17 protein-coding genes and 1 pseudogene are annotated in these 23,652 nt (G+C 61.5%); 8 read left to right on the forward strand and 10 right to left on the reverse strand.

What is annotated here, in order from left to right; translation table 11 throughout:
- Window positions 1-147: 147 nt before the first annotated feature.
- Both PSH66_RS12545 and PSH66_RS12550 read left to right on the forward strand, forming a co-directional pair.
- A pseudogene (locus PSH66_RS12545) lies at window positions 148-1,136 on the forward strand (hypothetical protein).
- A 2-nt stretch (window positions 1,137-1,138) separates the two neighbouring features.
- Window positions 1,139-1,501, forward strand: coding sequence for a hypothetical protein (locus PSH66_RS12550; protein WP_305429227.1), 363 nt, complete (start codon window positions 1,139-1,141; stop codon window positions 1,499-1,501).
- 24 nt (window positions 1,502-1,525) lie between these two features.
- Here PSH66_RS12550 and PSH66_RS12555 read toward each other — a convergent pair whose 3' ends face one another.
- Both PSH66_RS12555 and PSH66_RS12560 read right to left on the reverse strand, forming a co-directional pair.
- Complete coding sequence (locus PSH66_RS12555) at window positions 1,526-3,208, reverse strand: AMP-binding protein (protein WP_305429228.1); 1,683 nt, start codon at window positions 3,206-3,208, stop codon at window positions 1,526-1,528.
- Window positions 3,209-3,387: 179 nt separating this feature from the next.
- Window positions 3,388-4,326, reverse strand: coding sequence for a LysR family transcriptional regulator (locus PSH66_RS12560; RefSeq protein WP_305429230.1), 939 nt, complete (start codon window positions 4,324-4,326; stop codon window positions 3,388-3,390).
- 108 nt (window positions 4,327-4,434) lie between these two features.
- On the opposite strand from PSH66_RS12560, the gene PSH66_RS12565 reads away from it, so the two are divergent.
- From PSH66_RS12565 to PSH66_RS12580, 4 genes are all read left to right on the forward strand, one after another.
- Entirely contained in the window at window positions 4,435-5,934 is a 1,500-nt protein-coding gene (locus PSH66_RS12565; RefSeq protein ID WP_305429232.1) for a CoA-acylating methylmalonate-semialdehyde dehydrogenase, read from the forward strand.
- Window positions 5,935-6,237: 303 nt separating this feature from the next.
- The gene (locus tag PSH66_RS12570; RefSeq protein ID WP_305429233.1) at window positions 6,238-7,488 is read left to right on the forward strand and encodes a glycoside hydrolase family 68 protein; all 1,251 of its coding nucleotides are present in this window, start codon (window positions 6,238-6,240) and stop codon (window positions 7,486-7,488) included.
- A 218-nt stretch (window positions 7,489-7,706) separates the two neighbouring features.
- Complete coding sequence (locus PSH66_RS12575; protein ID WP_003173295.1) at window positions 7,707-9,692, forward strand: methyl-accepting chemotaxis protein; 1,986 nt, start codon at window positions 7,707-7,709, stop codon at window positions 9,690-9,692.
- 17 nt (window positions 9,693-9,709) lie between these two features.
- Window positions 9,710-10,630 (forward strand): substrate-binding domain-containing protein, encoded by a 921-nt coding sequence (locus PSH66_RS12580; RefSeq protein WP_003173296.1) that lies wholly within the window; start codon window positions 9,710-9,712, stop codon window positions 10,628-10,630.
- 72 nt (window positions 10,631-10,702) lie between these two features.
- Here the strand turns inward: PSH66_RS12580 and PSH66_RS12585 are convergent, their stop codons facing one another.
- The 4 genes from PSH66_RS12585 to xylA all read right to left on the reverse strand — a co-directional run bounded on the left by PSH66_RS12585 (window position 10,703) and on the right by xylA (window position 15,810).
- A complete protein-coding gene (locus PSH66_RS12585; RefSeq protein ID WP_003173297.1) occupies window positions 10,703-11,839 on the reverse strand; it encodes a sugar ABC transporter permease in 1,137 nt (378 codons plus the stop codon).
- The gene (gene xylG / locus PSH66_RS12590) at window positions 11,840-13,387 is read right to left on the reverse strand and encodes a D-xylose ABC transporter ATP-binding protein (RefSeq protein WP_141064195.1); all 1,548 of its coding nucleotides are present in this window, start codon (window positions 13,385-13,387) and stop codon (window positions 11,840-11,842) included.
- 5 nt (window positions 13,388-13,392) lie between these two features.
- A complete protein-coding gene (xylF, locus tag PSH66_RS12595; protein WP_003173299.1) occupies window positions 13,393-14,394 on the reverse strand; it encodes a D-xylose ABC transporter substrate-binding protein in 1,002 nt (333 codons plus the stop codon).
- A gap of 99 nt (window positions 14,395-14,493) precedes the next feature.
- Window positions 14,494-15,810 (reverse strand): xylose isomerase, encoded by a 1,317-nt coding sequence (gene xylA, locus PSH66_RS12600; RefSeq protein ID WP_305429236.1) that lies wholly within the window; start codon window positions 15,808-15,810, stop codon window positions 14,494-14,496.
- Between the two features lie 140 nt (window positions 15,811-15,950).
- On the opposite strand from xylA, the gene PSH66_RS12605 reads away from it, so the two are divergent.
- Window positions 15,951-17,132 carry a XylR family transcriptional regulator gene (locus PSH66_RS12605; RefSeq protein ID WP_141064196.1) on the forward strand — a complete coding sequence of 394 codons (1,182 nt, stop codon included), beginning with the start codon at window positions 15,951-15,953 and terminating at the stop codon, window positions 17,130-17,132.
- A gap of 44 nt (window positions 17,133-17,176) precedes the next feature.
- Here PSH66_RS12605 and PSH66_RS12610 read toward each other — a convergent pair whose 3' ends face one another.
- The 3 genes from PSH66_RS12610 to PSH66_RS12620 form a co-directional block, all read right to left on the reverse strand.
- Window positions 17,177-19,585, reverse strand: coding sequence for a glucose/quinate/shikimate family membrane-bound PQQ-dependent dehydrogenase (locus PSH66_RS12610; RefSeq protein WP_305429238.1), 2,409 nt, complete (start codon window positions 19,583-19,585; stop codon window positions 17,177-17,179).
- Window positions 19,586-19,786: 201 nt separating this feature from the next.
- On the reverse strand, window positions 19,787-20,830 hold the full coding sequence (locus PSH66_RS12615; protein ID WP_305429239.1) for an LLM class flavin-dependent oxidoreductase: 1,044 nt from the start codon (window positions 20,828-20,830) through the stop codon (window positions 19,787-19,789).
- Window positions 20,831-20,886: 56 nt separating this feature from the next.
- Window positions 20,887-21,372, reverse strand: coding sequence for a flavin reductase family protein (locus PSH66_RS12620; RefSeq protein ID WP_003173304.1), 486 nt, complete (start codon window positions 21,370-21,372; stop codon window positions 20,887-20,889).
- 321 nt (window positions 21,373-21,693) lie between these two features.
- Between PSH66_RS12620 and PSH66_RS12625 the strand changes: the two genes are divergently transcribed.
- Window positions 21,694-23,100 carry a cytosine permease gene (locus PSH66_RS12625; RefSeq protein ID WP_003173305.1) on the forward strand — a complete coding sequence of 469 codons (1,407 nt, stop codon included), beginning with the start codon at window positions 21,694-21,696 and terminating at the stop codon, window positions 23,098-23,100.
- On the opposite strand, the gene PSH66_RS12630 is transcribed toward PSH66_RS12625, so the two are convergent.
- Window positions 23,088-23,651 (reverse strand): sarcosine oxidase subunit gamma, encoded by a 564-nt coding sequence (locus PSH66_RS12630; RefSeq protein WP_305429241.1) that lies wholly within the window; start codon window positions 23,649-23,651, stop codon window positions 23,088-23,090. The genes PSH66_RS12625 and PSH66_RS12630 overlap by 13 nt on opposite strands.
- Between the last annotated feature and the right edge of the window lies 1 nt (window position 23,652).

Below are 23,652 nucleotides of genomic sequence, written 5' to 3' on the forward strand. Positions count from 1 at the left end.
TGCGCCTCCGGGCTTTTTTGTAGGTGTTTGCTTTCTGCGATGTAGGCAACTTCCCAAATGTAATTCAGACCCCCTGGGCTTGTGTCCGGGGCCTATTCTCTTGCTTATATTTCGACGCCATCTTCATTGCATCCAGGGATGTAGGGCATGGCGCAGGGTTATATCAACGACCGCACGACGGACTATCACAGCTTGAAATCCCGCTTGATGGGCGGCGGTTCGAGCCGGGAACGTTCGGATCATTTCGATGTGTTGAACCATCATCTGCGCCGTGGGCTGGTGACGCCTGGGCAATTGATCATTGTTCCCGATGCCTACAGCGTCACCTGTTCGATGGAGGAGGCCTGGCTGGTACGTCAGGCGCAGGCGATTCGCCGGGAACTGGATAATGCTGCCGGAACTCAGGTGGTCAATGACTATGACTTGCTGCAAAGCCTTTTGGGGTACAGCTCGTTGGGGATAGGCAGCGCGACATCGGCGTGGTCACGGCACCTGAATGAGGTGGCGCATACGCTGGAGGAGATCGAGCGATTGCATCAGCGCCTGAGGGAGGGCGGTTTGGATCGAGAAGCGTTTTTTCGTCAGCGCAAGGTGCTTTTCGGACTGCTGGACACCCAGATGCAAGGCGCGGCGCGATTTGGCACGGGGTTGCGGGGTAATCAGGCGTTGAAGAAGGTGCTGGGGATTTCCACCAAAAGCTATCTGCACAAGGGTGAGATTGCCGGATATGCACAGCGGATGCGGGCGATTGCGCAGACGTCTAAGTGGTTGGGGAAGGGAACGTACGTGGGGTTGGCGATGGATGTGGGAGTGGCTGGGTTGGAGATCAAGGAAGCGTGTGTCGAGGGGCGAGAGGCGCAGTGTCAGCGTGCGAAGTATGTGGAGGCGGGGAAGATGGTGACCGGCGTGGCGGGGGCGTATGGGGGAGGGAAGGTCGGTGCAAAATTTGCCCCTCGAGTTTGTATGATTCTTTTGGGCGTTGCGGCTAAAGGAAACGGTGCGTTGGCCTGTGCAGTTATTGGCGGCGCTGCAGGAGGCTATGCAGAGGCAATGTAGCGGGTGCTGGCGGTGCGTTTTTGGGCGGTCAAATCCTCGAAATCAATGGCGATTTGATTTTTCAACCAGAGGGCGCCTAACCATGGATTTCTTTCTCATCCTTGCAATATTTGTAGCTGCGGGGGCGCTGGTTTTTGCGGGGCTCTCTTTCTATGTCGAATACACAAAGCTCGAAGAGTTGGAAAGCTACTTCAGCGAGAACAAGGTGGTCTGCGATAACAAACGTTTTTGGGGCAGAAATACCCATATCGACAGGTTTCACCGCATGTGTCTGATCAATCAGTTGTTGGCAATGCCCAAAACGCATATCAAGCGAGGGGATGTGACCGACGCCGAGCTGGCCGCCATCCCCCTATCCCTTAAGCGTTGGGCGTTGTGGCCCTATAATTTTGGAGCTATATGGTTCGGCGCCTCAATTATCTGGTACATCTGGCACCGCTGGTAGCCTGCTCAACACCGAGTTTTGCGCTCAGGAAAAGTCCTCCTCGAAGTGCTCGTGCTCACCCCGCGCTTCCCCTTGACGCCGCAGCACCTCCATCTGCCGCAACTCCACCCGGCGGATCTTCCCGGAAATGGTCTTGGGCAGTTCACTCACAAACTCGATACGCCGCACACGCTTGTAGGGCGCCAGATGCTCGCGGGCGAAGGCAAAGATATGCGCGGCCAGTTCCGCATTGCCGGGGGCGTCGTGGGCCAGGATCAGGAACGCTTTGGGCACCGCCAGGCGCAGCGGGTCGGGGCTGGGCACCACGGCCACTTCCATCACCGCCGGGTGTTCGATCAGCGCGCTCTCCAGTTCGAACGGGCTGATGCGGTAGTCGGAGGCCTTGAACACATCATCGGCGCGGCCGACAAAGGTGATGTAGCCGTCGCTGTCGATCTGCGCGGTATCGCCGGTGCGGTAGTAACCGTCGCGCATCACTTCGGCGGTTTTTTCCGGGCTGTCCTCGTAGCACAGCATTAAACCGAGTGGGCGTACATCCAGGGGCAGGGCGACTTCACCTTCACTGGCGGGCAGGCCATCGGGGTCGAGCAGCGCCACGCGGTAGCCGGGCAGCGGGCGGCCCATGGAGCCCGGTTTGAGCCGTTGACCTGGGGTGTTACCGACCAGGGCGGTGGTTTCCGACTGGCCGAACCCATCGCGCAGCGGCAAGCCCCAGGCGTGTTGGATCTGCTCGATGATTTCCGGGTTCAGCGGCTCGCCGGCACCCACCAGCTCGCGCAGGCTCAGGCGTGGCTTGTAGCCGGCCAGGTCTTCCTGGATCAGCATGCGCCACACCGTAGGCGGGGCGCACAGGCTGGTCACGCCATAGCGTTGCAGTGCGCCGAGCAAAGCCTGCGCGCTGAACCGCGCGACGTTATGGATGAAGATGCACGCACCGGCGTTCCACGGTGCGAACAGGCAGCTCCAGGCATGCTTGGCCCAGCCAGGAGAGGAAATATTGAGGTGCAGATCGCCCGGTTGCAGGCCGATCCAGTACATCGTCGACAGGTGGCCCACCGGGTAGCTCTGGTGGCTGTGCAGCACCATCTTGGGTTTGGAGGTGGTGCCGGAGGTGAAATACAGCAGCATCGGGTCGGTGGCCAGGGTGTGGCCTTCGGCTGCGAATTGCTCGGGGTACTCGAAAGCGGCGCTGTGCGCGACCCAACCCGTCGGCGCGGCGCCTACGCAAATGCGACTGCAGCCGTCGCCCAGGCCGACGAACTTGTCGACATGCGCCGCACCCACCACCAGGTGACGCACCTGGCCGCGCTCGATACGGTCGCGCAAATCATCCGGGTTGAGCAGGGCGGTGGCGGGGATCACCACGGCGCCGAGCTTGAACGCGGCGAGCATGGTTTCCCACAGCGCCACATCGTTGCCGAGCATCAGCAGCACGCGTTCGCCACGGCGCACCCCGAGGGCGCGCAGATGGTTGGCCACCTGGTTCGAGCGCGCCGCCAAGTGCGCGAAGCTGTAGCGCTGCTCGCTGCCGTCCTCTTCGACGATCCACAGTGCGTTGGCCGAATTGCCCTCGGCCATCACGTCGAAATAGTCCAGGGCCCAGTTGAACGCATCCAACTGCGGCCAGCGGAAATCGCGCACGGCAGTGGCGTAGTCGGTGCGGTGCGCGAGCAGGAAATCCCGGGCGGCCAGGAAGGGATGCGTCATGGTCGGTGTCCTTGATTATTGTTGTAGGGACCTTTTTATTGTGCGGCTGCCTGCGGTTCAACCAGCAGGCCGGACCGAGTATAGGCATGCACAAATCTGAAGATGAACGCCTAAAAATACCGGTGCGTTGTGCAAAAAAGTCATGGCTGGTCACCTCTTCAAACGGTGAACGGTCAGCCTTACCCTCCGTAGCGAAAGCCACCCGACAGCTTCTGCTTCAAATAACCCACCAGCGCACTTACCGACTTCGGCACATGGGGCGAATACGGCCGGATCAGGTAGATCTCGTCGGCAAACGCGCCCTTGAGCGTCCAGTCCTTGAGCACCTGCACCAGCGTGCCGCTGGCCAGCGCGGCGTGGGCGCTGAAATCCGGGAGCAGGGCGATGCCCAGGTGGTTGAGCGCCGAGTCGCGCAGGGCTTCACTGTTATTGGTGGCGAAGCTGCCGGCGATGGGTACGGTGAGACGCTCAAGGTTCTTGCCGCCGCGCTCGAAGGTCCAGGCGGGCTGGTCGGTGCCCCGTGGGTAAAACAGGCAATTGTGTGCGGACAGGTCGCCGGGTTCGCGCGGTTCGCCGTGGCGTTGCAGGTAATCCTGGGTGGCGACCAGCACCGAGCCGGTGTCACACAGCTTCCAGGCCACGTGGGTTTCCGGCACCTGGAAGCCGTGGCGCACGGCCAGGTCGTAGCCTTCGGCCGCCAGTGAACTCAAGGCGTCGGACACGTCCAGCTGGATACGCACCTGCGGGTACTGCTGCAAGAACTCCGACAGGTGCGGCACCAGTTGCTGCCGGGCGAACGCCACCGGTGCGGTCAGCCGTACCAACCCGCGAATCTCACCGACCGAGTCGCGTACGGATGAGAAGCCGCGGGCGATTTGCGCGTAGGCGCTACGCACTTCACGGGTCAACGACAGCCCCACATCGGTCAGCCGCACACTGCGCGTGGTGCGTGTGACCAATCGCGTGCCGGTGGCCTTTTCCAGATCGGAAATGCGCTGGCTCACCGCGGATTTACTCACCCCCAGGCGGGCAGCGGCGGCGGTGTAGGTGCCTTGTTCTTCCAGCACCGAGAGCCAGTGGATGTGGGTCCAAAGCCCTTCGATTTCAGATTTTTCCATGATTGTATTGTTCGTATATATGGACAATAAGTTCAGGATTCTGCTCTGGTTTGGAACAAAGCGAAAGCCTAAGGTGTGTTCCAACGCTACCCACCTGGATCGACTGCCATGACCGCTACCATCGAGCACTACATCAACGACCAGCGCGTGAGCCGCGATGATCGCTATCAGGACGTCTACAACCCGGCCACCGGCGAAAAAACCGCACGCGTCGCGCTCGCCAGCCGCCAGACCGTGGCCGAAGCCGTCGCCGCTGCCCAGGCCGCCTTCGACGGCTGGGCCGACACCCCGCCGATCCGCCGCGCCCGCGTGCTGTTCGAATACCTGCACCTGCTGCGTGAGCGCAAGGACGACCTGGCGCGCATCATCGTCGCCGAACACGGCAAAGTCTTCACTGACGCCCAGGGCGAGGTCGACCGTGGCATCGACATCCTCGAATTCGCCTGCGGCATCCCCAACCTGCTCAAGGGCGAACACTCCGACCAGGTGTCCCGTGGCATGGACAACTGGACGATGCGCCAGCCCCTGGGCGTGGTAGCGGGTGTCACGCCGTTCAACTTCCCGGTGATGGTGCCGATGTGGATGTACCCGATCGCCATCGCGGCAGGCAACACCTTCATCCTCAAGCCAAGCCCGACCGATCCGAGTGCTTCGTTGTTCATGGCCGAACTGCTGCGCGAAGCCGGCCTGCCCAAAGGCGTGTTCAACGTGGTGCAGGGTGACAAGGAGTCGGTGGATGCGCTGATCGAACACCCGGACGTCAAGGCTGTGAGCTTTGTCGGCTCGACACCGATTGCCCAATACATCTACGAAACCGGTGCGCGCAACGGCAAGCGCGTGCAAGGCCTGGGCGGCGCGAAAAACCACATGGTGGTGATGCCCGACGCCGATATCGAAAAAACCGTCGATGCGCTGATGGGCGCGGCCTACGGCAGTGCCGGCGAGCGCTGCATGGCCATCTCCGTGGCCGTGCTGGTCGGCGATGTGGGCGACAAAGTCATCGCCGCCCTGACCGAGCGTGCCAAGCAACTGCGCATCACCGACGGCCGCGACCTGAAAGCCGAGATGGGTCCGATCGTGTCCCGCGCCGCCCTGGAACGCATCAGCGGCTACATCGAACAAGGCGTGCAGGCCGGCGCGCAACTGCTGCTCGATGGCCGTGACTATGTGCCCACCGAAGCGGGTTTGGAAAACGGCTTCTGGCTTGGCGCGACGCTGTTCGATCACGTGACCAGAGAAATGAGCATCTACCGCGAAGAAATCTTCGGCCCGGTCCTTGCCTGCGTGCGCGTGAACGACTTCGCCGAAGCCGTGCAACTGGTCAATGACCATGAATTCGGCAACGGCGTCAGCTGCTTCACCCGCGACGGCAACATCGCCCGCGAGTTCGCACGCCGCATCCAAGTAGGCATGGTCGGCATCAACGTACCGATCCCGGTGCCGATGGCCTGGCACGGGTTTGGCGGCTGGAAGAAGAGCCTGTTTGGCGACATGCATGCCTACGGCACCGAGGGTGTGCGCTTCTACACCAAGCAGAAGTCGATCATGCAGCGCTGGTCGGAGAGCATCGAGCAGGGCGCGGAGTTTGCGATGCCGGTGTCCAGATAACAGTTGTAAGAACACCGTAGGATAAATGTGGGAGGGGCGGTGCGACGATTCGACTTGCTCCCGATAGCAGTGGATCAGTCGATATCTGCATGACTGACACTCCGCTATCGGGAGCAAGTCGAATCGTCGCACCGCCCTCCCACATTTGATTGTTTTTCACTTGAAGGTTGACGATCAAATGAATGTTGAGTACTGTATATAAACACAGTGTTTAAGCGCTGATCACCAGGAAGGTCACGTCAGCCACGCCAGACACTGTGTAGAGGTTATGGATTAACTCAACGGTATTAAAAGGACTTAATGATGAAACACACCACGATAATCCCCACTCGCTGGACACGCGCCGATGCGCTCAAAGTGAATGAAGACGACCCGACGACCACCCAGCCATTGGTGCCTGCTGACTTTCCCGTGATGAGCGACACGGTGTTTATCTGGGACACCATGCCGCTTCGTACGCTGGATGGCACGGTGGTTTCGGTCGATGGCTGGTCAGTGATCTTCACCCTGACCGCCGACCGTCGCCCCCATGATCCACAATTCATCAACGCCGACGGCCGTTACGACATCAAGCGCGATTGGGAAGATCGCCATGGCCATGCGCGGATCTGCTACTGGTACTCGCGCACCGGCAAAGACTGGATCTTCGGCGGCCGGGTCATGGCCGAAGGGGTTTCACCGACCACGCGTGAGTGGGCCGGCACGCCGATCCTGCTCAATAACAACGGTGATATCGACCTGTATTACACCTGCGTAACCCCGGGTGCGACGATCGCCAAGGTCAGAGGCCAAGTGGTCACGTCCGACAGCGGCGTCGAGCTACGCGGTTTTACCCAGGTCAAGGCGCTCTTCGAAGCCGACGGCACCTACTACCAGACCGAGGCGCAGAACGCGACTTGGAACTTTCGTGATCCCAGCCCGTTTATCGACCCCGTGGATGGCAAGTTGTACATGGTGTTTGAAGGCAATGTCGCCGGCGAGCGCGGTACTCACGAAGTGGGCCCTGACGAGTTGGGCCTGGTGCCACCAGGGCACGAGGACGTGGGTGGCGCACGCTATCAGGTCGGCTGCATCGGCATCGCCGTGGCCAAGGACCTTAACGGTGACGAGTGGGAAATCCTGCCGCCGCTGGTGACGGCCGTGGGGGTGAACGATCAAACCGAGCGGCCGCACTATGTGTTCCAGGACGGCAAGTACTACCTGTTCACCATCAGCCACAAGTTCACCTATGCGGATGGCGTGACCGGCCCTGATGGTGTCTACGGCTTTGTTGGCGATCATCTGTTTGGCCCTTACACGCCGATGAACGCTTCCGGGCTGGTACTCGGCAACCCACCTTCGCAGCCGTTCCAGACCTATTCTCACTGCGTGATGCCCAATGGCCTGGTGACGTCGTTTATCGACAGCGTGCCCACCAGCGGTGAGGACTACCGTATCGGTGGCACCGAAGCGCCAACGGTCAGGATTGTGTTGAAGGGCGACCGCTCGTTTGTGCAGGAGTCTTACGATTACGGTTACATCCCGGCGATGCGCGATGTGGTGTTGAGCCAGTGACCGCAATGCAATAGTCAACATCAGGTGTAAACCGATCCAAATGTGGGAGGGGGCAATCCCCCTCCCACATTTTTTTGACTGCGTTTTAGCCAGACTTCAACGCTCAAGTCCCGACTAATCAGGCCGATACAGGCACTAGCGCCACGAGTGATCCCAAACTCGTAGGTGCACGCCTGGTCATCGCTCAGGTCAACGAATAAAAAATCAAAGGGGTAGCCATGACCATATTGCAGCGTGTGATCGGCGGATTTGCGGTGTTGGTGCTGTTACTGCTGATCATGGCCGGGATCAGCTATCAGAACACGCAGTCCATCAGCAGTCGCTTGACCATCATCACCGGCCAGTCGGCACCCTTGAGCCGGGCCGCCAGTGAGTTGTACGTGCACATCCTGCGCGCCAACCAGGCATTGCTGGCCATTCAGATCAGTACCGACCCCAAGCAGATCGAGGACGGCAAGCGCCCGTTTACCGAGAGCATTGCCCAGTTCAACCAGTTGCTCGACAGCACCCTTGCCTATACCGGCGAGCATGAGGCACTGCGGGCGAACCTGGCGCAGCAACGCCAACAGGTCGGGGCCTACGCCGAGCAGGCGCAGGGGTTGATGACGTCCCACTTGCAGCACGTGCAGCAGTTGGCGTTGACGCGCAAACTGCAAGGCTACAGCAGTGCGCAGGCGATGCAGCTGACCAGTTATTTGCGTGATTACATCGCGCAGGCACGCAGTGCCGGCGAGCCGCAGCAGGTGGCCGCCGCAGAAAAACTGCTGTTGGAAGTCAACAAGTCCTACGATGGTTTCGCCGCCCATACCGTCACGCCCGCCATTGATAAATTACAGCGCGTGCTCAACCTGCAGGACGAAGTGATCAACACCCGCGCCCAGGCCTTGACGGCGATTGACCCGAGGGTCGGGCGGATCGCCGGCGTCATGGTCAATCGTCTGCTGACAGACCTGACCGCCCCTGACGGCCTGTTCCAGGCCTATCAGGGAGAGGCGAAACTCGCCACGCAGGTGCAGCAACAACGCGATGCGGTTGACGCGGCGCTCAAAGCCACCTTGGACCGGATTGCCGAGTTCGGCAGCCAATCCCTGGAGGTGGCCAACCAGGCCAGTCACTCGGCCAATGCCACCATCGGCACCAGCCGCAGCTTGCTGTTGATCGCGTGTGTGCTGGCGGTGCTGGCGGCGGTGGCGATTGGTACGTGGGTCGCCTTCAGCCTGCGACGTCCGTTGGCGGCGTTCCGTGAAGTGCTCAAGACACTCACCGCCGGGGACATGCGTGTCAGTTTCGATGTCAGCCGTAAAGATGAGTTCGGTGAGCTGGGTGGTTACCTGAACGAACTGACCAAAGCCCTGCAGAAAACCTTCCGTGAATTGATCAGTTCTGCCGATGCGCTGGCCGCGACCGCTGGCAGCAACGCCTTGAACAGCGAGCAGACCACCCGTGTGGTGGATGAACAGAAGGACCGCCTGCAATCGGCCGCCTCGGCCATGACGCAGATGGAAAGCACGGTCGAGGAGGTGGCGCGGCGCGCGCAGGACACCCGCCAGGCGGTGGACGACACCAGCGATCTCACGCACAAGGTGCAGGAGCGTGTGGCCGAGACCATCGTCAATATCCGCCAGCAGGCCGACCAGGTGAACAAAGCCACGCAGGTGACCGATGAGCTGCAGAAGTACGGGCAGAACATCGAGGGCATTGTGGTGGCCATTCGCACCATTGCCGAACAGACCAACCTGCTTGCCCTGAACGCGGCAATCGAAGCGGCCCGTGCCGGCGAGCAAGGGCGCGGTTTTGCGGTGGTGGCCGATGAAGTGCGGTCGCTGGCCAGCCGTACCCAGACCTCGACCAGCGAAATCCAGGACATGATCGGGCTCATGCAGGAAAAAATTCATTCGGTGGTTCACGTCATGAACGAAAGCCAGGCGCAGTCCAGCCAATGCGTGTCCCTGGCGTCGGGCGCCGGTGATTTGTTGCTGTCCATGAGCGGCGCGGTCGACAGCATCCGTGACATGAATATTCAGATTGCCGCCGCTACCGAGCAGCAGAGCGCCACGGTGCAGGAAACCAGTCGGATGGTCATCCAGATCAACGATTCGGCCCAGCAGACGGCAAACGGCGCCGAACAGTCCGCCATCAGCAGCCAAGAGCTGTCGAACATGGCCAAAGTGCAGCGCGAGCTGCTCCATCATTTCAGCGTTTGAGCCGCAGGAGTCAGAACATGAAAGCATGGTTAATGCTCGCGCTGGGGGCGACGCTGTTCGTTTCGGGCCCGGCCCAGGCCGCCACGCCCTTGCTGGGTGTCGGCATGGCAAAGTACGACGATAACTTCCAGACCTTGCTGCGCAACGGGGTGCAGCAACAGGCTGGCGTCATGAACGCCGACATCTTTATGGAAAACGGCAAGGACAGCATCGATTTGCAGATGCGCCAATTCCGTAACCTGGTCAATTCCAAGGTGGATGCGATCATCATTGCGATGGTCGACGGCAAAAGTGCCGCTCAGATGATGCAGCTGGCCTCGGACGCCAAGATCCCGCTGGTGTTCGTCAACCGTAACCCGAACCCGGAAAAGTGGCCGGCACAGACCGCGTTCGTCGGCTCCAACGAGCTGGAGTCGGGTACCTTGCAGATGGAAGAGCTGGCGCGCCGTGCCGGTTACAAAGGCAACGTGGTGATTCTGGTGGGCGACCCGGCCAACGCCTCTTCATTGATGCGCACCGAGGACGTGGAAAAAGTCGTCGCCAAATACCCGGACATGAAAGTGATACAGAAAAAAGTCGGTAACTGGGAGCGTAGCCAGGCCGCCACGATCGTCATTGACTGGGTCAAGCAGGGCGTCGATTTTTCGATCATCGCGGCCAATAACGACGAAATGGCGATCGGCGCGATCATGGGCCTGGAAAAGGCCGGCAAGCAGGCCAAGGACTATTGGGTCGGCGGTATCGACGGTACACCGGACGGGTTGAAGTTGATGGCCGAGGGCAAGATGGCGGTCAGCGTGTTCCAGGATGCCGCCGGCCAGGCCGGCGGCGCCGTGGACACCGCACTGCGCCTGGTGCGCGGCGAGGTGCTGGAGTCGACGGTGGTGTGGGTGCCGTTCAAGCTGATCACGCCGGAGAATCGCCAGGCGTTTGAATAGGAACTGACCACCCCGATCCAACCCTGGAATGCAGTCAAATGTGGGAGCAAGCCCCCTCCCACAGACTGGGGTTCAGCGTCGACCCGCCCGCGTACTCACATCCACCCACACCGCCAGCACCAGAATGCTGCCCTTCACGATCATCTGCCAGTAACTGTCCACATCCAGCATCGACATGCCGTTATCCAGGCTGGTGATCACCAACGCCCCCAGCAGTGCGCCGTACACCGTGCCCGAACCGCCGCGCATCGAGGTGCCGCCGATAAAGCACGCGGCGATGGCGTCCAGCTCGCCCATGTTGCCCGCCGACGGTGAGCCGGCGGCGAGGCGGGCGGTGTTGACCAGGCCGGCGAGGGCGCACATCACGCCCATGATGCCGAAGATCCACAGCTTCACCGCCTGCACGTTGATGCCCGACAGCCGTGTGGCCTCCATGTTGCTGCCCACCGCGTATACGCGGCGGCCGAACACGGTCTGGCTGGTGACGTAGCTGAACACGCCGAGCAGTACCAGCAGCAACAGCACCGGCACCGGGATGCCGTCGTAGCTGTTGAGCGTAGTGACGAACCCGGCCAGCACCGCGCCGATCACCACCACGCGCACCACGTCCCGTACCAGCGAGTGCGCTGCCAGGCCATGCAGCGCACGGTTGCGTCGCTGCTTCCAGGTGAGGAACAAGGTCAGCGCAAACAACAGCACGCCCAGGCCGACGCCCACGGTATGCGGCAGATAGCCCTGGCCCACATACACCAGCGACGGCGACACCGGCGCGATGGTGGTGCCGCCGGTGATCCCCAGCAAAATCCCGCGAAACGCCAGCATGCCGCCCAAGCCGACAATGAACGAGGGGATACGCAGGTAGGCGGTCATGTAGCCATTGGCCAGGCCGATCATCAGGCCGCACAGCGCCACCAGGCTCAGGTTGGCCAGCAGCGGAATGTGATAGACCACGTCCAGGATCGCCGCCAGCCCACCGAGCAGCCCCAGCAACGAGCCCACCGACAAATCGATCTCGCCGCTGATGATCACCAGCACCATGCCGCACGCCAGAATCCCGGTGATCGACATTTGCCGCAGCAGGTTCGACAGGTTACGCGGCGTGAGGAAGCCGCCCTCGGTCTGCCAGCTGAAAAACAGCCAGATCACCGCCACGGCAATCACCAGGGCGAGCATTTTGTAGCGGGTAAACAGCTGTTTGAGCTGATTCATCTACGCGGTCTTCCGATCATTATTGTTTTGGCTGAGCGCAGCGGCGAGCACCTGTTCCTGGGTGAGCCCCTCGTTGATGAAGTCGCCGCGCAACTGGCCGTCGCCGATTACCAGCACGCGGTTGGACACGCCGAGCACTTCGGCCAGTTCCGAGGAGACCATGATGATCGCCACGCCTTCGGCCGCCAGCGCGCCCATCAACTTGTAGATCTCATATTTGGCGCCCACGTCCACCCCGCGCGTGGGTTCGTCGAGGATCAGCACCTTGGGCTTGGCCATCAGCATCTTCGCCAGCACGGCCTTTTGCTGGTTGCCGCCGGACAAGCTGGTGATCGGCAAGAACGGGCTGGAGGTCTTGAGGTGCATGCGCGCGATCTGCCGGTCGATGCTGCCCAGTTCGGCTTCGGCGTCGATGCGGGTCAGGTGCGCGTAGGTGTCGAGCACCGCCAGGGTGATGTTCTGGCCCACCCCCAGGTCGGGAATGATGCCTTGGCGCTTGCGGTCCTCGGGCACCATGCACAGCCCGGCGCGAATCGATTTGAGCGGTGTGCGCGTGTCGATCACTTCGCCGTCCAGCCACACCTCGGCGGCGTAGCGGCCGGGGTAGGCGCCGAACAGCGCCGACACCAGCTCCGTGCGCCCGGCGCCCACAAGACCTGCGATGCCGAGGATTTCACCGCGCTTGAGCACGAAGGAGATATCGTCGACGCGCTTGCGCTTGGGGTTGTCCACGTCGTAGCAGGTGACATGGCGCGCCTCGAAAATCACTTCGCCCACCGCATGGGGCTCGGTGGGGTAGAGGTTGCTCATCTCGCGGCCGACCATCTGCGTGATGATGCGCGCAATGTCCATGTCGGCCATGGCCGTGGTCGCGATGTGCTTGCCGTCGCGGATCACCGCAATGGTGTCGCACACCGCGGCCACTTCATCGAGCTTGTGGGAGATATACACGCAGGCCACACCCTTGGCCTTGAGGTCACGGATGATGTCCAGCAGCACTTCGATTTCCGAGCGGGTCAGGGCCGAGGAGGGCTCGTCGAGGATCAACAGGCGCGCCTGCTTGTTGAGCGCCTTGGCGATTTCCACCAGTTGCTGGTAACCGCCGCCGTACTGCGACACCGGCAGCGCCACGTTCATGTCCGGCACCTTGAGTTCGCGCATCAACGCTTCGGCGCGGTGGAACATCGCCGGGTAGTTCATGCGCCCGCCGGGCAGGGTCAACTCGTGGCCCATAAAAATGTTCTCGGCCACGGACAGGTCCGGCACCAGGGTCAGTTCCTGGTGAATGATTACGATGCCGGCCGCCTCGGTTTCGCTGATCGACTGGGCCTTGAGCGGCTGCCCGTCCCAGAGGATTTCGCCCTCCCAGGTGCCGTACGGATACACCGCCGACAGCACCTTCATCAGGGTGGATTTTCCGGCACCGTTCTCGCCGCACAGGCCGACGCATTCCCCCGGCCGCACCTTGATATCGATGCCGTTCAGCGCGTTGACACCGCCAAAACTTTTGACGATGCCGTTCATTTGCAACAGGTAGTCGGCGGCCATGGGGTTCACTGCCCGCCGATCTGCTCTTTGGTGTAGAACCCGTCTTTCTCCAACAGGTCGATATTGGCCTTGGTCAGCGGGGTCGGGGTGAGCAGGATGGTGTCGACCTTTTTGCTGCCGTTGTCGTATTGCGAGCTGTAGGTGGGTTTCTCGTTACGCGCCAACTGCACCGAAAGCTTGGCGGCTTCGCTGGCAATCAGCTTGAGCGGTTTGTACACGGTCATGGTCTGGGTGCCATCGATCACGCGCTTGACGGCGGCGAGGTCGGCATCCTGGCCGGAGATCGGCACCTTGCCCGCCAGTTGCTGCGCGGCCAGGGCCTGGATCGCACCGCCGGCGGTGGCGTCGTTGGAGGCGACGATGGCGTCGATCTTGTTGTTGTTTCGAGTCAGGGCGTTTTCGACGATGCTCAGCGCTTCGGTGGGGTTCCACTCCTTGACCCACTGCTGGCCCACCACCTTGATATCGCCTTTGTCGATGGCCGGTTGCAGCACTTTCATCTGGCCTTCGCGCAGCACCTTGGCGTTGTTGTCGGTGGGTGCGCCGCCGAGCAGGAAGTAATTACCCTTGGGCGCGGCTTGCAGCACGCCGCTGGCCTGCATTTCGCCGACTTTTTCGTTATCGAACGAGATATAGGCGTCGATGTCTGCGTTGAGGATCAGGCGGTCATAGGACACCACTTTGATCCCGGCCTTCTTGGCTTCGGCCACTGCGTTGGTCAGCACCGTGGCGTTGAACGGCACGATCACGATCACATCGACGCCACGGGAGATCAGGTTCTCGATCTGGGAGATCTGCTTCTGCTCGTTGGCGTCGGCCGATTGCACGAAGACCTTGGCATCGAGTTTTTCCGCGGCCGCGACGAAGTAATCGCGGTCACGGGACCAGCGCTCCAGGCGCAGGTCGTCGATGGAGAAGCCGATTTTCGGGTGGGCGGGGTCGGCCATGACCGGCAGGGTCAGCAGGGCCAGGGTGGTGGCGAGCAGGGTACGTTTGAATGACTTCATGGTGGTGCGTCCTTTTATTGTTGTTGGAAAGACACTGTGGCGAGGGAGCTTGCTCCCGCTGGGCTGCGAAGCAGCCCTAAAACCAGACACCCGGGACTATCAGGTATAGATAAACCGATTCACAACCCCCTCCAGCATTTCCTGCCGCCCGCTCACAGCCTGCGGGTTCAGCTCGTGGGCAAACGCATGCTCGGCCAGCGACTCCAGGCTGAACTCGCCCGCCAGTACCGCCTTGCCCAGCGGCTGCTGCCAGCCGGCATAACGCTGGTCCTTGAATTGCTGCAGTTGGTCGTTTTGCACCATGGCTGCCGCGCGCTCAAGGGCCAGGGCCAGGGTGTCCATGGCGGCGACATGGCCGTAGAACAGGTCGATCTCGTCCAGGCTCTGGCGCCGCACCTTGGAGTCGAAGTTATAGCCGCCATTCTTGAAACCGCCAGCCTTGAGGATTTCATAAGTGGCCAGGGTCATCTCTTCGACGCTGTTGGGAAACTGGTCGGTGTCCCAGCCGTTCTGCGGGTCGCCGCGGTTGGCGTCGATGCTGCCGAAGATCCCCAGGGACACGGCAGTGGCAATTTCATGCTGAAAACTGTGCCCGGCCAGGGTGGCGTGGTTGGCCTCGATATTCACCTTGATCTCGTGTTCCAGGCCGTACTCATGCAGAAAGCCGAACACCGTGGCGCTGTCGTAATCGTATTGGTGCTTGGTCGGCTCCTGAGGCTTGGGTTCGATCAGCAGGTCGCCCTTGAAGCCGATCTTGTGCTTGTGCTCCACCACCATGCGCATAAAACGCCCGAGCTGTTCGCGCTCGCGCTTGAGGTCGGTATTAAGCAGCGTTTCATAACCTTCACGGCCACCCCAGAGCACGTAGTTGGAGCCCTTGAGCCGGTGGGTGGCGTTCATTGCGCTGAACACCTGGGCGGCGGCGTAGGCAAACACCTGCGGGTCAGGGTTGCTCGCGGCGCCGGCGGCAAAGCGCGGGTTGCTGAAGCAGTTGGCGGTGCCCCACAACAGCTTGATGCCGGTCTGTTCCTGGTGGCGCTCCAGGTGGTCGACCATGTGCGCAAAGTGGTTGCGGTACTCCTTGAGCGAGCTGCCTTCGGGGGCGACGTCAGTGTCGTGAAAACTGTAGTAGTCGATGCCCAGCTTGGAAAAAAACTCAAAGGCCGCGTCTGCCTTGCCGATGGCCAGTTCCATCGGCTCGCCGCTACGCTGCCACGGCCGCTTGAAGGTGCCCGAACCAAACACATCCGCCCCTGGCCACACAAAGGTGTGCCAATAACAGACGGCCATGCGCAGGTGCTCGCGCATGGGTTTGCCGAGGATCAGCTTGTCGGCATCGTAATGGCGAAAGGCGAGGGGAGCGTCGCTGCTGGGGCCTTCGAAGCGAACCTTCTCGACACCTGGGAAGTACGGCATGGCGTTTTTCCTTATTGTTCTTGGCGATGGTTCGATACTAGCAACGGCGGTGAGGCTGCTGATTATGAAAATCACCAAAGGAGCGTGCGATTTTGAGTAGCGGGGGCTAGTCTTGGAAGACCGGCCCCAGGATAAAAACAATGAAAACCCTACCGCCCGTCCACCGCATCGCGCTGCTTTTCAACGGCAGCAAAATCTACGACCGCGGCATCATCGCCGGTATCGGTAACTACCTGAGCAGCACCCGCGCGTCGTGGGACTTGTTCCTGGAGGAAGACTTTCTGTGCCGCCTGCGGGGGATCGAGCGCTGGCAGGGCGACGGCATCATTGCCGACTTCGACGACCCGCTGATCGGCGAGGCGTTGGCCGGCAGCCAGTTGCCGGTGGTGGCGGTGGGCGGCTCCTATGAGGATGCGCGCGCCTATCCCCAGGGCATTCCCTACGTGGCAACCGACAATTACGGGCTGATGAAGTTGGCCTACGAGCATTTGATCGAGGCCGGGCTCACGCGTTTTGCCTGTTTCAGCCTGCCCGAAGCCCAGGCCAATCGCTGGGCCCAGGAGCGCGAAAAAGCCTTTCGCCACCTGATGCAGCGCGATGGCTTGCAGGTGCAGATCTATCGCGGGCTGGGCACCAGCGCGCCGATGTGGGACAGCGCGGTGGAGCAGCAAATCGCCTGGCTGGAAAGTTTGCCCAAACCCATCGGCATCATCGCCGTCACCGACGCCCGCGCCCGGCAGTTGCTGCAAGCCTGCCTCACGGCCGGTATCGCCGTGCCGGAGCAGGTGGCGTTGATCGGTATCGACAACGACCCGCTGACTCGCACCCTCACGCGCGTCCCCTTGAGTTCGGTGATCCAGGGCACCGAAACCATGGGCCGCACCGCCGCCGCGCTGTTGCATCAGATGCTGCACGGCAAGCCCTGCACAGGCGAGCAGATCCTGGTGCCGCCAGAGGCGATCAATGTGCAGGCCTCCAGCTTGCATCAACCCTTGGGCAATCCCTACGTGATGCAGGCGTTGCTGTTTATCCGGCAGTACGCCTGCCAAGGCATCAAGACCGACCAGGTGGCGGCCTATGTCGGCGTGTCGCGTTCGTCGTTGGAGTCGCACTTTCGCAAGGTGCGCGGCTGCAGCGTGCATGATGAGATTCTGAGGTTCAAACTGGCGGCGGCGGCCAATGGGCTGCAACACGGCGATTTGGCGATTGCCGATATTGCCCAGCAGTGTGGTTTCAAGTCGGCGCAGTACCTGCACACGGTGTTTCGCCGCGAGTTTGGTTGTACGCCGCGCGAGTATCAGCAGGGCGCTGCGTGTCATTGAGGCGGACCAGGAAGGCGCGATGCCGCAGCATCGCGCCAACGCAGTCATGGCAAGGCGTAAGCGACCACGTAGTCACCACGGTCAGTGGACTGGCGCGCGCCGCCGGCAGTGATCACCACATACTGCTTGCCGGTTTTCGGTGACACGTAGGTCATCGGGCCGCCCTGGCTGCCCACCGGCAGGCGGGCTTTCCACACTTCATCACCGTTGCCGCTGTTGAAGGCGCGCAGGTAGAAGTCCTGGGTGCCGGCAATGAAGATCAGGCCGCCCTGGGTCGACAGGGTGCCGCCGAGGGTCGGCAGGCCGATCTTGATCGGCAGGTGCATGCGGATGCCCAGGGGGCCGGTGTCTTCAACGGTGCCGACCGGCACTTGCCAGGCGACCTTCCGGGTTTTCATGTCGATGGCGGTCAGGGTGCCGAACGGCGGCGCCTGGCAGGGGATGCCGGCCACGGACAGGAAGCGGTTTTTGTTCACCGCATACGGCGTGCCCTTGAGCGGTACCGCGCCCATGCCGGTGTTCAGCGCCTCGCCACCAGACGCGGCCTGGGCCTTGTTCTGCGACGGGATCATCTGGATCCACAGGCCCAGGCGCATGTCGTTGACGAAGATAAAGCCGTGCACCGGGTCGGTGGAGATACTGCCCCAGTTCATGCCGCCCAGCGACCCTGGGAAACTCAGGGATTTATCGGTGCCCGGCGCGGTGTACAGGCCGTCGTAGCGCATGCCTTTGAAGTCGATGCGGCACAGCAACTGGTCGTACGGCGTGGCGCCCCACATGTCCGACTCGCTCAGGGTCTGCGCGCCGATCTGCGGCATGCCCACCGATTTCGGCTGGGTTGGCGAGTAGGGCTCGTTGGGGATATTGGCGGCCTTGACCGCTACGTCCTTGACCTCGGTCAGCGGTTTGCCGGTGGCGCGGTCGAGTACATAGATCTGCCCGGCCTTGGTGCCGATCACTAGCGCAGGTACAGCCTTGTCGCTGCCCGGCGGGGTGAAGTCGATCAGGCTCGGCTGCATCGGCAAGTCGAAGTCCCACAGGTCATTGTGGACGGTCTGGTACACCCACTTTTCGGCACCGGTGGAGGCATCCAATGCCAGCACCGAGGCGCCGTATCGGTGGTCGAGCGCGGTGCGTTCCACACCGTAGATATCGGTGGAGGAGCTGCCCATCGGCAAGAAGACCGTATTCATCAGCGGGTCGTAGGACATCGGTGCCCAGCTGTTGGGCGTGCTGCGCACGTAGGTGCTGTCGCCGGTGGGGGCCTGTTTGGCTTGTGGGTTGCCTGGGTCAAAGGCCCAGCGCATCTGGCCGCTGATCACGTCAAAGCCACGGATTACGCCGCCCGGCATGTCGGCTTGCACATTATCCGCAACGCGACCGCCGACCACCACGGTAGTACCGGCGATCAGTGGGGCGGAGGACAGTTGGTAGTAGCTGTCCGGCACATTGCCCAGGCCGGCTTTCAAATCAACTTGGCCATGGTTGCCGAAGTCTTCGCAGAATTGGCCGGTGTCGGCGTCCACCGCGATCAGGCGTGCATCGATGGTGTTGGTCAGCAAGCGACGCTGGCACTGCGCGCCGGCGGGGACACTGGCGGCGATGATGGGCGAGCTGTTCGGCTGGGTCGGTTGGGCAATCGGCGCGGTGGCGTCGAAATACGCCATGCCCCGGCAACGCTGCCACACCGCCGATTTAGCGTTGATCGGGTTCTTCCACAGCTCTTTGCCGGTGTCGGCGTCCAGGGCGATCAGGTTGTTGTGCGGGGTGCAGATGAACACTTTGTTGCCGATCTGCAGCGGCGTGAGTTGGTCTTCGGCACCGTTGCCGTCGCTGATGGCCACGTCGCCGGTGCGGTAGGTCCAGGCCACTTTGAGCTTGTCGACGTTGTTGCGGTTTATCTGGTCCAGCGCCGCGAAGCGGCTGCCGCCTTCGGTATTGCCGTAGTGCGCCCAGTCTTTCTGCGCGTCGGCCGCGACTACCGGCGTCACACCCGGGCCTGCACCCGTCGGGGCGACGCTTGGGTGGGCGACAAACATATTGCCCGCCGCAACCCCCACGCCCACCGCCAATACAGCGGCGACGCCATAGGCACCGCGTGCCGGTTTGCCGACCAGCAGCGGGTACACCAGCGCCACCACCAGGCCGATGACCGCAAACATGAACAGTCGCGAGAACAGCGGCCAGAACACCAAGCCTACATCCGCCACCGCCCAGACAGCCGTGCCGACCAGGAACGCGGCAAACAACCACGCACCGGCGGGTTTGCGCCGGGCAATCAACAGGCCGGCAACCGCCATGGTCACGCCGCCGATCAGGAAGTACCACGAACCTCCCAGGCTGACCAGCTTGGCGCCGCCCACGGCCAGCGCAAGGCCGAGCAGGGCGACGACAACGCCCAGGCCCAGGAGGAGGAATCTAGAGACGCCAGCGGCGCGCGATGCTCGTTTCATATCGAAAGGACTCGAGTGAGAGAGGGCAAAGACGCGATGTTAGCAAGATAAGTAACCAGTTAGTACATTATGCTGTCGCAATAGACAATTACAGATGCTGCGTTAATGGGTTGAGGCGAGCATGGACGCGCTGAGATCAAAATGTGGGAGGGGGCAAGTCGAGTCGTCGCACCGCCCCTCCCACCTTTGATGCGGTATCAATCAACGAAACGCCGGCACCACCTGCTCGATAAACAACTTCAACGACTTCTTCTTTTCCGCATGGGGCAAGCTGTTGTCGCACCAGAAGCTGAACTCATCCACCCCCAGTTCCTGGTAGTACTGGATGCGCGGGATGATTTCGGCGGCGGTGCCGATCATCGCGGTCTTGTGCAGGCTCTCCAGTTCGAACTCAGGACGTGCGGCGAACTTCTCTTCCGGGCTTGGCGCCAGGAAGCCGTTGACCGGCACTTCTTTGTTACCGAACCAGGCATCGAAGGTGCGATAGAACTTCGAGATCGCCTTGGCCCCCACTTTCCAGCCGTCCGGGTCATCGGCCGCATGCACGTGGGTGTGGCGCAGCACCATCAGTTGCGGGCGCGGTACGTCCGGGTTGTTGTCGAGGGCCGCCTGGAATTTGTTTTTCAGGTCGAGGACTTCTTCATCGCCCTTCATCAACGGCGTGACCATCACATTGCAGCCGTTGGCCACCGCGAAGTTATGCGAGTCCGGGTCGCGGGCGGCGATCCACATCGGCGGGTTGGGTTGCTGGATCGGCTTGGGCACGCTGGTGGAGGTGGGGAATTTCCAGATATCGCCGTCGTGGGCGTAGTCACCCTGCCACAGTGCACGGACCACCGGCACCATTTCACGCAGGGCCTGGCCGCCGCTGGAGGCGGGCATGCCGCCGGCCATGCGATCAAATTCCACCTGGTACGCGCCGCGAGCCAGGCCGACTTCCATGCGCCCGTTGCTGATCACGTCGAGCAAGGCGCATTCGCCCGCCACCCGCAGCGGGTGCCAGAACGGCGCGATGATGGTGCCGGCGCCCAGATGAATCGTAGTGGTCTTGGCTGCGAGGTAAGCCAACAGCGGCATCGGGCTTGGCGAGATGGTGTATTCCATGGCGTGATGTTCGCCAATCCACACGGTGCTGAAACCGCCGGCCTCGGCCATCAGGGTCAGTTCGGTCAAGTCTTCGAACAACTGACGATGGCTGACACTTTCGTCCCAGCGCTCCATGTGCACGAACAGCGAAAACTTCATGATGCTTACCTCTAATCTGTTGTTATTTTGCGCAAATACCGGATTTGCAGGGAGGGTCAGGCAGGCACGGGCAGGGCGCCCATTTTGCCGTGGCAATAGACCAAGGGCCCATTGGCCTGTTCCGGCACGATCAGGTTCTTCACCGAGCCGACCATGATCGCGTGGTCGCCGCCTTCATATTCACGCCACAGCTCGCATTCGATCACCGCCGTGGCATTCGCCAGGATCGGGTTGCCCAGCGCGCTGAGTGTCCATTCGATGCCCTGCGCCTTGTCCTTGCCCTTGCGCGCAAACGCATAGGCCTCGCTTTGCTGCCCGCCCGACAGGACGTGGATGGCAAAGCGCTTGTTCTTGATCAGAATCGGGTAGGAGTCGGAGCTGTAATTGGGGCAGAACAGCACCAGGGCCGGGTCCATGGACAACGAGCTGAAGGCGCTGGCGGTGAGACCGACGATCTGCCCGTCGTCATCGAGCGTGGTGATCACGGTGACTCCGGACGGAAACGAACCCATCACTTGTTTGTAGATGGCGGCATCGATCATGTGACGGTCCTCTGCGGTGAAACGGTTTTTATCAATTTGTAGGTATGATGGTATACCGTAATACACAGCTTGCAAGCGCTTTTTTACACAGCCGATAAACGTCTTTTCCGGGCTCAATGCTCAATGATTACGGGGTTTTTAGCGGGATGGGCGGGGCGTCATGACGGCAGGGAACCGGATGAGCTGCCGGTAAAACCAACGGTTCAGTCTTGTGAAAATGTTGGAATACCATAATATGGTGTTCATCTGAGGAGCGATTAAAAGGCTCCTCCGGTTTGGCGTCAAACAACTATAAGATCAGACAAGCGCGAGTTCATTTCCATGCCCCAGATGTCCCGGCAAGACCCCCTGATCGAGCATCATACAGTCGATTATGTCCCCCTCGCGGAACGCCATGGAAAGGCCCGCGATCTGTTCACTTTATGGTTCAGCACCAATATCGCGCCGCTGCCGATTGTGACCGGCGCCATGGTGGCCCAGGTGTTCCATCTCAATCTGGCCTGGGGGCTGCTGGCGATTGCCCTCGGGCACCTGCTCGGCGGTATCGTGATTGCCCTTGCCTCGGCCCAGGGGCCGCGCATGGGCATTCCGCAGATGGTGCAGAGCCGTGGCCAGTTTGGTCGTTACGGCGCTTTGCTGATCGTGTTTTTTGCCGCGCTGATCTATATCGGCTTCTTTATTTCCAACATCGTGCTGGCCGGTAAATCCATCGTCGGCATCGTGCCGTCGGTACCGGTGCCGGCGAGTATCCTGATCGGCGCCCTCAGCGCTACGGCCATCGGCGTGATCGGTTACCGCTTTATCCATAGCTTGAACCGCATCGGTACCTGGGTCATGGGCAGCGCGTTGTTGGCGGGATTTACCTACATCTTTGCCCATGACCTGCCAGCGGATTTTTTCAGCCGCGGCGGCTTCAACGCAGCCGGTTGGCTGGCCACCGTGTCCCTTGGCGTGATCTGGCAGATCAGCTTTTCGCCTTACACCAGCGACTACTCGCGTTACCTGCCAGCGGATATCGGCATCACGCGGCCGTTTCTTGCCACCTATCTGGGCGCGACCCTCGGCACCCTGTTGTCCTTCGCCTTCGGCCTGGTCGCCGCCCTGGCCACACCCGAGGGCACCGAAGCCATGGCAGCGGTGAAGCAGGCCACCGGCTGGCTGGGGCCGATCCTGATGGTGCTGTTTCTGCTCAATATCATCAGCCACAACGCCTTGAATCTGTACGGTGCGGTGCTGTCGATCGTCACCTCGATCCAGACCTTCGCCAGCCACTGGACGCCCAGTATCAAAGTGCGCGTGATGTTGTCGGGCCTGATCCTTGCCGGTTGCTGCGTGGTGGCGCTGGGCGCTTCGGCGGACTTCATCTCGCAGTTCATCGGCCTGATCCTCGCGCTGTTGCTGGTGCTGGTGCCATGGGCGTCGATCAACCTGATCGACTTCTATGTCATCAAGCGCGGCGTCTATGACATCGCTTCGATCTTCCAGGCGGATGGCGGTGTGTATGGGCGCTTTAACCTGCATGCGATCGTGGCGTATTTCATCGGCATCATTGTGCAGTTGCCGTTTGCCAATACGTCGCTGTATGTGGGGCCGTGGGCCAATCTGGTGGAAGGCGCGGACCTGTCGTGGCTGGTGGGGTTGGTGGTGACGTGCCCGCTGTATTACTGCCTGGCGACACGTCAACACACCCGGAAGGTCGGGGCGGGGCGGTTGGGCTACACCGACTGACCCATTCCCGCAAACTCCTCCAACGCATCATGCAATGCGCCCTCGAAGTATGCCCTCGAGGCGCGGTCCCACAGGATATGCAACGCCGGCATCTCCACAGTGCCGGTGTGGATGACAATCGCATTGACCCGCGCCACCGAGGTTTGCGCCACCATCCCCGGCTTGAAGGCCGGGGCGCTCAAGTCAACGCCACACAGCTTTGCCATTACCTGCGCAATCACGCCGCCGCTGAGCAGCACGCAAGCATGGCTGTCCTGTCGTGGCAGCAGGTAGTTGGCGCGGTGGTCCAGTTCCCAACGTGCTTCTTCATCCGCGATCCGTTGGCCGTGGTCTTGGGGGCTGCCCAGTACGAGGTATTCGTTCTGCGACAGGCGCGCCACCCAACTGCCGTCGGCCTGGGCGACGGCGCGGTTGGGCGCTTCGGGCAGGGTGAAGCCGCGCGCGCCGAGGTACTCGGCGCTGTGCGCGCCGCGAAAGCCGACCCGGGGCAGGTCGGTCTGGTCGATCAGGCGGCACGGCGTGATCAGGTCGTGGGCTTTCAGACTGGTCATG

The sequence above is a fragment of the Pseudomonas sp. FP597 genome, from assembly GCF_030687435.1.
Classification (GTDB): Bacteria; Pseudomonadota; Gammaproteobacteria; order Pseudomonadales; family Pseudomonadaceae; genus Aquipseudomonas; species Aquipseudomonas lactucae.